Here is a 12,772-nt window from a genome sequence, read left to right as displayed (position 1 = left end):
GATTACTCCAAGGCAAAAATTGGCACTAGTTGCCTAATACTCTACTTTTAACTTCAGTTAAAAATGGGGGGGTTACCAGGGGAGGTACTGTTCGAATACCGGTATCATAAGGAGCAGTTTAACGACATGCTGCAACACTATGAGGCAACGCAAGAAGCGAATCAAGCTGGGTGGGGTAGGGAGAAGATCGGATAAGTTTTGTAATAGATAGTACCCTTTTTATCACAAACTTTCAGGACAGCTATTAATATGGAACAATTCACAAGATTTGATCTTTATCCTTCCCGCGGATTAATGATAGGAACGCCTGCCGCTTTGTATGGAGTAGCATCACGTGACGCCACAGTAAATTTTCGTGAGGCAGCGATTGCAGCAATGTAGCCGTCAGGTGTTGGGAATCCTCGTCCACCATTTTTTGCCATCACGGCTAATTCTGCATAATGTCGAGCTGCATTTAATAACAGAAATTTTTCCAATTAAATTGCACGGGAAACTGTGTCCTTGTTTAAAATTTGAATGTCTATCTTTATAAAATTACCTATCAAGGCTAAAACGGGGAAAAGTTGTAGCGGTATACTTAGAAAAACTGTCTCATATTAATAATCTGCCTAAAAAAAGCCTTTATTATATTTCAGCATTTATCAATCTACGCCCAAAAATTGTCTTCCCCTATTATGAGGGAAGAGTATCTGAGTGAATATCTAAACAACTAATCGCGGGAAAATCAATTAAAAGAAAAGTAGGTTGTTCCGTTAGTATGAAAATTCTTTACATTTACATTAGAGAAAAATGCTCCGCCAGATGATTTATTCTTGGTTACGTTTCCACTTACCTTACCTTTAATTTCATTATCTCCATACATATTGCTGACATTACCATCGCGCTCAACATTACCTTTGATAATATTAGCACCATTCATATTGCTGACATTACCATCGCGTTCAACATTACTTTTGATAATATTAGCACCATTCATATTGTTAACCTTGCCAAATACATTGCCAGTAATAGTGATGTCACCACTCATATTTTTTACGTCACCATAGACATTACCATTAATAAAGATATCTTCGTTTTGAGCAGAAATTGTTTCACCTACTTGAATATCACGATCATATCTTTTTGATGATCCTGCTGAGGTAGAAAATGTGTATGTGCTAAAGGTAGTATATAAATTGTTCCTATGGAATGATGGTCCATTATTTGACCACTGGTGAGACCCTCTAGATGATACGTCTGGCTGGCTGGTTGGTTTCTTTGTTTCCACTCCAACTTTCAACCTATAAGTTTGTTCTTTAGTATTATCAGTCAATGTAGCATGAGCATTATTTAAAAGCTTAAATAATTCCTGTGCTGATTGCATATAAATTTTGTCATTTAGTTTGTCAGGATGAAGGATTAGAGCAAGTTTCTTAAAACTGGTATTTACTGTTTTAATATCTTCTGAAGACATATTTTGAGGGACATTAAATAGAAGATAATAGCTTACATTTGAATATTCTTTCAAAAGATTATCTAAAAACTTTTTTTTACCTCCATCAGAATAGTCTTCCCATTCTCCGCTTAATTTTTCTAACAATGACTTCATTTTAACTTCCTACTTTATTATAAATAGTTTTATATATACATAAGCATCTATAAAATATATCGAAATTATAAAAAAAATTTATCATTAACTTCAATTTAAAAAAATTAGATGCTATCTATATGGTGAGATATCTTTTGCCTAACTCTTAATATTATCACAGTTGAAGATGGAATTCCTATCCAAATGTTTGTTTATAAGATAACTTCGCTAATTTAAATACAGTAAAAAATATCTATTTATTTTAATAACATCATGAACAGCAACTGATGCGATTAAAAGCAGCTCGTGAACGACGAGTGAAAAGCTGCACCCGGAAAAATGAAATCCATTGATGAAGATTTTGTCGCAAAATTTATTCCAACCTCAAGAGGAGTTTTTTGTGGATGAGTTTATGCTGCCAGTCCATAAAACTGCTCAAAAATAGTTTGATTATTAGAGTGGATATGCCATCCTTTCCTGAGCATGTGGTGTAGCTCAATACCAGATAGGGGTTTCGGGAAGCAAATTACCATTTTAGCCGGTGGCATATTATGCGAATAATTAACCCTCTTCTTACTACTCGCGAATTGCGCCTATTTTTCTAGAAATGATAAACCGCGGATAAAGTATATTTATGTCACTTCATGGTTCAATTTTATTTAAACGCTGATGATTCGTCCGATACAAGCACCAATTAACACCACAAACCAAGCTGGCCACTTCCAAAAATTAAGTAGTAAGAATGCCCATAATGCAACGCTAAAATCAACAATATTATATATTGCATTCGTCCAAACCGGATTATACAAAGCCGCTAATAGTAAACCTACGACTACGGCATTTATCCCTTGCATCGCTTGCTTCATTGCTTGATAACGTCGAAATTTTTCCCAAAATGGCAATATTCCAATAATCAATAAGAACGATGGTAAATAAATAGCTATGAGGCATATTGATGCTCCTAATAGTCCATTGGGTTGTAATTTTGAAATAGCGCCAAGATAGGCAGCAAAAGAAAACAAAGGACCAGGCATGGCCTGTGCTGCGCCGTATCCTGCGAGAAACATATCGTTTGTGACTAAGCCGACAGGCACCACGACTGATTGCAAAAGGGGAAGGACGACATGCCCTCCACCAAAAACCAACGAACCTGCACGAAAAAAACCTTCAGATAAATAGATAAAATTATTGTGATAAATCTTTGTTAGAGCCGGTAATAAGATAAACAACGAAAAAAACAATACTAGAGCAATTATTCCAGACAATTTACCAACCGTTATTGGGAAATCTGCATGAGGCAAGACTGCCTCATTTTTTAACAAGAGCCATCCGATTAATCCTCCACCAAAAATCACTGCAACTTGACCCAATGTATTAGGAAATATTGAAGCAATTAATGCGCCCACTATTGCAAACGTTATTCGAGCAAGATCTGGACAAAGTGCTTTGGTCATACTCCATACTGCTTGTGCAACTACTGCGACTGCTACGATTTTAAGGCCATGCAACCATCCTGAATAAATTGAACTGCCAACCTCCGTTAATCCAAAAGCAAAAAACACAAGAATGATTGCGGATGGTAGTGTAAAACCCAGCCATGCAACTATAGCACCTAGATAGCCTGCTCGTGATAACCCAATTGCAATTCCGACCTGACTACTTGCAGGTCCCGGAAGTAATTGACATAGTGCAACAAGATCAACATAAGCATGTTCACTCAACCACTTACGTCTCTCAACAAATTCCTGTCGGAAATAACTGAGATGTGCTATTGGCCCTCCAAATGAGGTCAGCCCAAGGCGTAGAAATATCAGAAATACTTCAATCGTTCGAAGAAATCTCTTGTTGCCCCATACGCATTTCATGATGGGAAATACCAACGTAAGAGAAAAATAAAGACAATAATTTGAACACAAGAACCCATTTTCATCTGTTGAATCCCATTAAATATCCTCAAAATGATAGGTTCCATAAATTTGCAGATGCTTAAACATCAAAGCGGATATTTTTTGTAAATGCTCACTGGGAATGTCGTGCCCTTCAGCTCGAAGCTCGTCAACAATTTTTTGAAAATGGTGCGTGTTCCACACTAAAACGGCATTTGATACCAGACTTAGGCAGCTGGCCTTGTTCATGATTTCCTCATAATCACTGGTTTTAAAAGCACCTCTATTGAGGAAGAATAATTTTTTTGCTAACTGATGCCTTGATTCGCCGTGATTAAGATGCAAATGGACGGTATGACGAAGATTTTCATCTGTAATATAACGCAGGATATAAATGCTTTTGATAATGCGACCAAGGGCACGGATTGCCTTGGAAACATTGTCTGTTCGATTAGCTAATTTCTGGATGATTACATGCGCCGGAGCCAGTCCATTTTTTAATGAAGCGACAATGCGGACAATTTGATCCCAGTATTCGCGGATCAGATCAATGTCCACCGTGCCACTGAAAATTTCATCCAAATCCCCATAGCTCGCCGCTTTATCAATTTTATAAATATTTTGATCTGCAATATCTTTGAGTCTTGGGTGGAAAGGAAACCCTAGCAAACTAAGCAAGGCAAACAAATGCTCAGTAAATCCATGGGTGTCTGTGCTGTGAAATTCAGGATTTAATAACGTATCATTTTGTAACAACCCGGTTAATACAAAAGACGCTTCTCTTTCGCCAGTTGAAATAACTTGCGTACCAAAAACAGCCCCTTTTGATATATGTGTATAGATAGAAATAGCTCTGTCATAGTAACCATAATATCTGGGGTAAAAGGATGACAAAAAACATTTTTTTTCGATGGCGAAGCGTTGTCCATCTGATGTTGAATAAGATCCATCGGTCATTTCTTCACTGATGGGATAGGTCAAAAAATGATTAATTAAAAGACGGTTGGCTTCTTTGATGGTGTCTGGTCGCAAATACACATGTGATGCATTCGTTAACGCATCAATGCTGATGCCAACGGCACTTGTTCCCATGCCAAACAATCCAATATTCGTAGCATGCGCAAGGATAGCGGCAAGCACTGGCTTCAGCGGAAATTTGATTGTTCGATCTGGTGCATAGAAAGGGGTGAATCCAACCATACAGCCTGACATTTGAAACGCTTCCGCCAAAAGTTTTTCAATTCTAACTGCAGACATCCTGGATTGTATCAACTTTCGTAATCGCACCACTTCAGGCGATATAACCAATGCATCGTCTTTGCTGAAATGAAACTTGCCATCTTTAATCGTCACAAAATCATTTGTGGGTAAACTGGTGCTGGCATGGGTGGCAATCCGATGATACTCACCCTTCAATTCATTCATCAGGATATCAAATTCGCTTGGCAGCTCGAGCTTCAAGTACTCTTGTTCTCGATCTTTTGCCCATGGTAGCTCCCCATAAATGGTGTCCCAAAAATAGCGATTGTTCCGGCTTTTTGAAAGAAAGATATCGCCAGAACTAATTTCTTTCTTAAGGGCAAAGTAAAAGCCCATTTCCCAGTGATGCGCTTTAATTTTTCCATTGTCATCGTACAAAACATCTCCCCACATTTTAGGCAGAAAGTCTGTTGGTAAAACATCAGGAAGGGTTTTAATCTCGCCACAGTGGAGTTTGCGAATTATTTCAAGTGCTTCAATTAATGAGGTTAATCCAACCCTGGCGCTTAGTTTTAGTGTTAAAAATCGCTTTGAAAATTGCTTGATATAAGAAAAACGGTTAACGATATGGTCGGTGACGCCAGATGCCTCCAGTTGATCAATAGCTTCGCAAGCACTGGCCGTTTCAAGCATCGTGACTTCATTAAATTGGGTCACGAATTCCACAAGGGATAATTTCTCAATAGCCGCTTGGGAGAAGGCTTGTTTGATAAAATCACTGGCTGGTTTAAATTTCCCTCTGTTCTTTTTCGATACTTTTTCACGCTCAGCAGATACTTCATTTTTAGCGCGTCGATTGATATCCAGTAATATTCGTTTGAATACATCAACCAGGTAATCAAGAATCGTTTTAGCTGTTTCTTGCAAAAAGCAAATGATGATGGCTTCTTGTTTCAATTTAGAAGAAATATCACGGAGTTGAGTTGAGGTGTAATATCGCCCTTTCTTGGCCAGCTCAGTAATGACATCAGGGTGTATTGCTGACAGGTTGCATTCAAGAATACCGAGTTGTTCAATTTCATCAAAATAATCAAGGTACAGGTTCATCACATCGCTATTAGCATTCTGGGGTGATGTTCGAAGCTCCGCCAGTTGCGCATAGGCTTCTTTATTTTTAGGTGAGATGAGCTTAAGCAGTTGTTTTCGTTTATCGGATGCCAGGCTTTCCGCAATACTACGATGAAAGCCTTCAATCGCCTCATTAACTTTATGACTGACCAGACGGCCTAAGGTAATGGGTGATGGCAACACTATGCAACAAGTTTTCAAGTGATTGATTGCCATATCAACCAGCTGTTTTTTATCCATCGTGTTTTTGCGCAAAAGATCCACAAGCCATTCTTCTAATTTGAGTGATTCTTCATCAGTAAATTCCCCATATCCGAGATAATTACGAATTTTTTCTCGCTGAATATAGCTGTGTGGGGTATTGGCAAACACAGGGGTAGATGAAAGAGGCTCTCCAAGTTGCTTGGCAAGATAACTTAATGCGGTAAATGAAAGGGCATCGTCTTTGCCAACAAAACGACCATAGGCCCTTAAATGGCAAAGAAGAGCCGCAAATTTAATGCCTTGAGTTGAATGTGTTTTGATAAACTGAATATCACTGTAAGTGAGGGTCCAGTCAATGGCTAGCTGGTCTTCTGTTATCTCAATATCAGTTTGCATCGACATTTATCCCTGAACGTTCAATCTGTGCTGCCAATGTTTCTTTTGATGCTTTCGTGTAAATGGCCGTGGTATCAATAGATTCATGCCCCATTAACATTGATAGCTCAACAAGACAGCCAGGATTTGCTTGCAAAAACTGAGTGGCAAATGTGTGGCGTAATGTATGGGCTGTGACGTTAATGCGAGTTATATTGGCTCGCGTGGCCAAGCCGCCAATCAACAGTTGTAATGCCCTGACTGTTCCTGAAACACCACGCTTGGTAACGAAGACAAAATCATCTGGCTCAATGGCATCGCGTGTGTCTAAATAGCTGGTTAATGCCCTGCGTGCAATTGAGTTCAATGGAATCTCCCTGTGTTTTCTACCTTTTCCATCAACAACAATAACATAGCCAGAACGCTCTCTAATAACAACATCCCTGACAAGCAAGTTTTTTACTTCCCCTATTCTCAAACCCGCTTGTAACATGAGCTGCACAATGGCATAGTTTCTTATAGCCAGTCCATGCGTGGAAAGCCCCGCGGCTCGCAACAAAGCATGAATTTCGTCTTTGTTTAATGCTTGCGGTTTTGTGGTTGTTACTCGCTTTACAAAATGAAGTGAAGAAGCAGGGGTATCAGGAATAATTCGAGTTTGTGCAGCCCAGGCATAAAATCGTTTTAATACCTGAATATGGTGGTTAATAGTGGCGGGTTTTCGTCTCAGTACTTTAGAGACATGTTCCCTGTAGGCACGCAGATCATGGGTTGTTGCTTCCAGTAAACTGACATCTTGCTGATAAAAATCTAAAAGCCATGCGGTGAAGACTTTTATTCCTTGAAGATAGCTGGAAATTGAGGAATCAGACATGTCCTGTTTTTCCAGCATCATTTTAAATTCATTGAGCAAGTCATCGTGATTCATAATGTATGTATTATGCGAATAATCAACCCTGGAGTTAGCATAGCTGTTTGCTTCGCATAATACAACTAAAATGGAATGTATTATTCACATATGTCCACTTATGCGAATAATTTTTAGGGCAAAAACAGGCTTTTTTAGGGTAAAGTTCACTTTTTTGGGTGTGGGAAAATGCTGGTTAATTCATATGGTTAGCGATAGACCGGCTAAAATGGTAATTTGCTCCCCGAAACCCCTATTGAAGAAAATAAAGCACAAAAAGATGTGAATGGAAAATACACTTTTATCGAAGTCACTGAGAAAAAAGGTCAAGAATTCGATTATCAGATTAATTGGGTTGATGGACTGAATAATTTTACGTTGACTTGTGTTAATAAGAAATTCTCAAATGAATTAACCCAACGCTACATTGAACTAGCAAAACAAATTGATTCTAGTTGGTAAATAAAAGTGCCCTTTTATGTAAAAAAATGGATGTTTTTTTAGGGGTTAATTAACCAGTTACCTTTACTTTCCAGGCTTCAGAATGTCTCTTCTATAAACCTTGGTATGTGTCTTTACTGATGCTTTCATTTAAATACCTACGCCAACGTCAGCAAGTATCTGAAATTATTTTTTGCTTGCATAGATGTGGTTTATTGAGCGCTTACCCCTTAAATTCCAACCTCGTGTCTGATCACGATAGATTTTCTTTAACTCTATTAATGTGTAAAATAAATATACATGAGCATATGAGGAAAACTAATGAGAATAATAGTCGTTTTTTCAAATCATGAACGTTATGTACCTCGTGTAAGAGTTGGTGACATTTGTATTATAGTTAGGGATGAAGAAGGAACTATAAAAATCAAATTTAAAAGTATATGTGTAGGATTAGAAATAAATAGAATGCCTTTATTACAATCTATTGAATCTATTGATGAAATAATTAACGTAAATCAAAAAATCAATGTGGAAATTATTGGCCACTCAAGTAAAGGTGGTAAATCACTTCAATCAGATGTAGCAAAATATTATCCTCTACAAAATATTGCTCTTGATGATCTCACTTTATGGATAGAACAAGACTTATTAAAACACAATGTGTCTCGTTCAACTATATCATTTTTAAGCTGCGAAGCGGCAGACGGAAAAAAGGGATATCCTTCTGTTGCCGAACAAGCATTTGCATTATTTAATTTAAAACCTCAAAAATTAACTGCTAGAATGGGTTATGGTTATATAGCAAAAAACGTGTATAGCTTAGGTACTTTTGATATGGTTGTAAAAACAGCCGTGGACCGGAAAAATTATGAGAAAGAAACTGAATCCTCCATAGAAAATATAGTATTTTCAGCATTAAGAATTTATAATAAATTTTTTAAATATTCTACTGTTACTAAAGTAAATGAAAAATTTGTTTATTTTATGGGGCAAGATAAGAATACATACAAAATAGACAAGCAAGTTTATGATGTATTTCATTTAATAAAAAATTTAAATATTCAAGCTAATAATACCAATATTGCTGAGATTATTAAGAAGGATATTGAAAATGTTTCATCAAATGAATTCCAAACTTTAGCAAAATATGCAATATGCATAGAACAGAACGAAAAATTACAATCAAAATCCTATTTAGTATCAAATGGAAATATAAAATCGGCAGAACAAGTTAATACTGATTTAAATGACTACGATCTTAAAAGAGCTCTTTTAGCGAAAATAGAAACTTTAAAAAATAATATTGGAATTAATAGAAATATAAAAAATACTGATTCATTAAATAATCTTCTTGGTAAAACACGAGATTTTATAAGATATCGACATCCTAGAAATTATTTAATTGATAATTTGTCTAAGCTTGTTAATACATTCATTGCGATCATTGAAAATGATGGCGAGCTAAATTCGAATCATATAAAGAAATTAGCTGAGTTTAGTAAGCAAATTAAATCCGGTACACAAATTGAAATTGATTCATCATACCGTGCTAATGCTGTCGGAATCAGGCTACCTGTATACTATGCAAGTATTAGAAAAGTTACCGAAACAAAAAATAAAGAATTTTCAATTCAGATTGATGATTTTCTTACAAAAATATTGGGTTCTCGTAAAGATATCTTAGTAGCTGAAGAAAACGTATCTCAGATAGCTATGAAAAACTACAGTTTCGTATTAAAAGCAGGATCTTTATTTGGTATTGGTATTGCAGGCTCCCTCGCAACTTTTGCATTAATTAATCTAATAAAAGATCCTTCTTTTTCCAATAAATTTATATTGGGAACTAGTGTTGTCACAGGACTTTCTAGTTACGGTTTGTATCGTATAATTGAAAATAAAGTTGAAGATAGTGACTTATCTAAAACCTCCGCTAATGATTGTATCGATAGAAGGTCGCTCGGAGGATAAAATTGTATGACTTTTCTAAAGTTTGGATTGTAATACTCAGTTTCAATTGGCGTCATTTTAAAGAAAATGTTTATAATAAATGATAATGGTTTATTTTTAAGGAAATTATTTATGAGTTTTATTTATATCTTTTTAAAAATTAATGAGATGTTCATTAGTCTAATTCAAAATAAACTTAATACGATAGATCAATCTACCAATACTTCAGAATCTTCGAAGAAAAAAAATAAATTATTCGGTTTTTGGAGTTCTACTCAGGAAGAGATAAACGAAATAAGTCATATAGATGAATCTCTTGCATGGAAAGAGTTTAAAGGCGGCTGGATTGATTAGATGAAATATTGGTTTTGTCGCATAAATTATTACAGACGTAAAACACAGGAATTCTGGACAAGTTTATGCTGCAAGTCCATAGAACTGTTCAAAAATAGTTTGATTGGCCGACTGCATATGTTGTCCTTTTCTAAGCATGTGATGCAACTCAATCCCGGCCAAAGTTGCTTGTGCTGAACGAAAGGATTTGAATCCTTTCATGGGTTTGGTGATTTTTTTCACAAACCGATGGTCTTGCTCCACAATATTATTAAGGTATTTGATCTGGCGAACCGTGATTTGCGTAAAAATTCCACCCAGCATAAAAAGCAGAGCCAGATACAGATTGACGGTATTAATGGCTCCGTTGCAAAAATGAATCATAGTTTATAATTTAGTTTAACTGCGATCAACTAATGGACTGTCGAGATGCGCTCTACAAAACCTACTGCCTTTAAATGGGTAACTTCTCAATAACCCTGGGAAAGATCATTATTTATGAGCGGCTAAGACCAACTGATCCAAACTAGGAATATCATATTTTTTAGTTGTTCTATCAATAAGGTAATCCCAGAAACTAACGCCCATTTTGAGTGCTGTTTTTTTAAGACTAGTAAAGGTATCTCGGCATCGCCTACCCTCATCGCTTCGTGTTGAGCCACTAATTTTTCGTCGTTTAACATACTCACGAATATCGCGTTCACTTAAATTATTATGTAACGGTATATCAGGACGCTCTAATACCAGTAATAACTCATCCTTATTATTGTATAACCGTTTTAATACCTGATTAAGCGAGTAATACTCTGTTTTTGTTGTACATAGATCATCAAATCGTTGAGTAATTCTTATTTTTTCCTTTTCATTAGGACTATTTTTATAGTCTCGCAACGCCTTATAAATCTCCCATACCTCATTCCGTGCCCATTCAACGGCTTTTATTTGAATATCATTACTCATCGTTAATGCTTTAATTCCCCGCTCCGCATGGATCCAACAGGGAGAAGAGCTGATTTTTCATGATGAAACTCTTCTTTATGTTCCGTTAGAAGACGATTCAATTGGCCTGTTGATATATCAATACCCCATTCCAATAGTTGCTTGTGCAATAAAGGCTGAGTCACACACTGATGATGGTGTTGATGCAATATATAAGCTCTTAAGGTGGGGCCAAAATGATGACCTTGTAACTCTTTAGGTAATGTCGCAGTAATAGGGCTGCCATCGGCTAATTGCCAACGTTCTAATCGATATTTTGTGACAACAGACTTTACCATTAAATCTTGTATGATGTAGGACTGATAACCTTTGCGGACTGAACCTGCAGGAACATGCTCTACGGCAATCACCTCTTCTTTATCTATGTTCAAGTTCGTATTTTTACTGCGCTTTGATGAGCCAGGTCGCTTTGAATTATTAGTTCCATCAGCTGGAGGCTCATCATCCTTGTCGTCTTTGTCTTTAGGCAGACTACTCGCTCGTAGTTTAGGTTTTTTACTGAGCTTTTTTAGCTGCCGAATCTCGGTTAACAGCTCGTCAATCTGCTCGGATTGCTTAGATAGAGCTTCTGCTTGCTGGGATAATTGATCCGTTAATTTTTCAATCACCGATAGCAATGTAGATACCATCGGTGATTGTTCCGATGGCTCTATAATGTTGGGAGCAAATTCAAAGTCTTTTGTCGTCATGAGGGGAAGTGTAACGAATTTTTTAGCTTAAGACTCTGAGATATTTCTTATATTCTCTTGATCTTTTCACCCTTTAGAAAATGACCTTGACCGGGGTTATTGAGAAGTTACCATACAACCAGTTGCGAAAGGTGTGCTTCTTTTATTTTGTCAGCTCTTCTTTTTCTAATTTTTATGGGTATAGACTTTTATTTGTTCTGTTATTTTGAGCGCGCTGTTTTTGCTGTCGCGTGTTGTGACATGGTTTATTTATGTAATTTTATTTGACTATTTAATATTTTTTTAACTTAATTTGGAATATTTTTATTAATGGATTAAAATTCAATTTTAGGGTATTACAAATGAATTTTTTAAACAAAAAATGAAGACATTCTTTTTTATGGGCTAACCCTTTATTGAAAAAAAAATCCCTATAAATGAGTTACTAGCTAAAATAGATGGGTTGTAAGATAGCAAGCAATTAAAAATTAAACTCGATTCAATGAATCACCAATAGTAGCTAATTATGACTAATGACAATAATAATCAAATTAGTAATGCCCATGATCAGTTCTTTCGTACCGCCATGGCGGACAAACGTGTTGCTCGTGATTTTTTAATGGCCTGGTTACCAGGTGAACTTCTCCAAGCTGTTGATTTTGAGCAGTTGGAAATTCAACCCCGTTCATACATTAATGATGTACGCAAAGAATCTGCTGTTGATGTACTTTTTAAAACCGCGATAGAAGGCCACGAAGCATACCTTTATCTACTCTTAGAACATCAATCCACACCAGATCAATTAATGCCATTTCGAATGCTTAAATACATCTGCAATATTATTGATCACCACTTAAAAACACATGACACGAGGAATGATAAAAAAATCCCTCTGATTTATCCGTTAGTCATTTATCATGGCAAACGAAAATACCCTTTCTCCACAGACCTTAGTGACTTGATTGACGCCCCATCATTTCTAGTTAAACGTTATTTTTTAAAACCTTTTCAACTGATTGATCTAGGACAAATTGATGATGAAACACTGAAACAACATGCCTGGTCTGGGGTAATGGAATTTGCATTGAAACATATTTTTGCTCGGGACATTTTGCCC

At 36.4% G+C, this 12,772-nt stretch carries 11 protein-coding genes and 1 pseudogene; 4 read left to right on the top strand and 8 right to left on the bottom strand.

Annotated elements, in window-relative coordinates; all coding sequences use genetic code 11:
- Window positions 1–275: 275 nt before the first annotated feature.
- From WA877_RS08820 to WA877_RS08800, 5 genes are all read right to left on the bottom strand, one after another.
- Window positions 276–476, bottom strand: coding sequence for a hypothetical protein (locus WA877_RS08820; RefSeq protein ID WP_425170549.1), 201 nt, complete (start codon window positions 474–476; stop codon window positions 276–278).
- Between the two features lie 248 nt (window positions 477–724).
- Window positions 725–1,588, bottom strand: coding sequence for a J domain-containing protein (locus tag WA877_RS08815; RefSeq protein WP_425170548.1), 864 nt, complete (start codon window positions 1,586–1,588; stop codon window positions 725–727).
- A gap of 638 nt (window positions 1,589–2,226) precedes the next feature.
- Window positions 2,227–3,432, bottom strand: coding sequence for a chromate efflux transporter (gene chrA, locus WA877_RS08810; protein ID WP_425170547.1), 1,206 nt, complete (start codon window positions 3,430–3,432; stop codon window positions 2,227–2,229).
- Window positions 3,433–3,510: 78 nt separating this feature from the next.
- Window positions 3,511–6,381 (bottom strand): Tn3 family transposase, encoded by a 2,871-nt coding sequence (locus WA877_RS08805; RefSeq protein WP_425170546.1) that lies wholly within the window; start codon window positions 6,379–6,381, stop codon window positions 3,511–3,513.
- Window positions 6,371–7,288 (bottom strand): tyrosine-type recombinase/integrase, encoded by a 918-nt coding sequence (locus tag WA877_RS08800; RefSeq protein WP_425170545.1) that lies wholly within the window; start codon window positions 7,286–7,288, stop codon window positions 6,371–6,373. Before WA877_RS08800 ends, WA877_RS08805 begins: the two co-directional genes overlap by 11 nt.
- 216 nt (window positions 7,289–7,504) lie before the next feature.
- Between WA877_RS08800 and WA877_RS08795 the strand changes: the two genes are divergently transcribed.
- The 3 genes from WA877_RS08795 to WA877_RS08785 all read left to right on the top strand — a co-directional run bounded on the left by WA877_RS08795 (window position 7,505) and on the right by WA877_RS08785 (window position 10,009).
- A complete protein-coding gene (locus WA877_RS08795) occupies window positions 7,505–7,729 on the top strand; it encodes a hypothetical protein (RefSeq protein WP_425170544.1) in 225 nt (74 codons plus the stop codon).
- A 300-nt stretch (window positions 7,730–8,029) separates the two neighbouring features.
- Entirely contained in the window at window positions 8,030–9,676 is a 1,647-nt protein-coding gene (locus WA877_RS08790) for a hypothetical protein (protein WP_425170543.1), read from the top strand.
- 111 nt (window positions 9,677–9,787) lie between these two features.
- Window positions 9,788–10,009: a hypothetical protein gene (locus tag WA877_RS08785; RefSeq protein WP_425170542.1), complete on the top strand. Its 222-nt coding sequence runs from the start codon at window positions 9,788–9,790 to the stop codon at window positions 10,007–10,009.
- 63 nt (window positions 10,010–10,072) lie between these two features.
- On the opposite strand, the pseudogene WA877_RS08780 reads toward WA877_RS08785, so the two are convergent.
- The 3 genes and pseudogenes from WA877_RS08780 to WA877_RS08770 all read right to left on the bottom strand — a co-directional run.
- Window positions 10,073–10,348: pseudogene (locus WA877_RS08780) on the bottom strand (DDE-type integrase/transposase/recombinase); the annotation flags it as partial.
- Between the two features lie 132 nt (window positions 10,349–10,480).
- A complete protein-coding gene (locus WA877_RS08775; RefSeq protein WP_425170541.1) occupies window positions 10,481–10,948 on the bottom strand; it encodes an IS66 family transposase in 468 nt (155 codons plus the stop codon).
- A 2-nt stretch (window positions 10,949–10,950) separates the two neighbouring features.
- Window positions 10,951–11,676, bottom strand: a complete 726-nt coding sequence (locus WA877_RS08770) for a hypothetical protein (protein ID WP_425170540.1) — start codon at window positions 11,674–11,676, stop codon at window positions 10,951–10,953.
- Window positions 11,677–12,181: 505 nt separating this feature from the next.
- Here WA877_RS08770 and WA877_RS08765 point away from each other — a divergent pair.
- The coding region (locus WA877_RS08765) for an Rpn family recombination-promoting nuclease/putative transposase (protein WP_425170539.1) at window positions 12,182–12,772 on the top strand (591 nt) is incomplete at its 3' end.

It is taken from the genome of Legionella sp., assembly GCF_049790535.1.
Classification (GTDB): Bacteria; Pseudomonadota; Gammaproteobacteria; order Legionellales; family Legionellaceae; genus Legionella.
Note: the sequence above shows the minus strand (reverse complement) of the source record. Positions and strands in the feature narration are given on the sequence as shown.

Coding starts and splice junctions, on each gene's coding strand:
- WA877_RS08815 (WP_425170548.1), bottom strand. CDS start 1,588: ATGAAGTCATTGTTAGAAAAATTAAGCGGAGAATGGGAAGACTATTCT.
- chrA (WP_425170547.1), bottom strand. CDS start 3,432: ATGAAATGCGTATGGGGCAACAAGAGATTTCTTCGAACGATTGAAGTA.
- WA877_RS08805 (WP_425170546.1), bottom strand. CDS start 6,381: ATGCAAACTGATATTGAGATAACAGAAGACCAGCTAGCCATTGACTGG.
- WA877_RS08800 (WP_425170545.1), bottom strand. CDS start 7,288: ATGAATCACGATGACTTGCTCAATGAATTTAAAATGATGCTGGAAAAA.
- WA877_RS08790 (WP_425170543.1), top strand. CDS start 8,030: ATGAGAATAATAGTCGTTTTTTCAAATCATGAACGTTATGTACCTCGT.
- WA877_RS08785 (WP_425170542.1), top strand. CDS start 9,788: ATGAGTTTTATTTATATCTTTTTAAAAATTAATGAGATGTTCATTAGT.
- WA877_RS08775 (WP_425170541.1), bottom strand. CDS start 10,948: ATGAGTAATGATATTCAAATAAAAGCCGTTGAATGGGCACGGAATGAG.
- WA877_RS08770 (WP_425170540.1), bottom strand. CDS start 11,676: ATGACGACAAAAGACTTTGAATTTGCTCCCAACATTATAGAGCCATCG.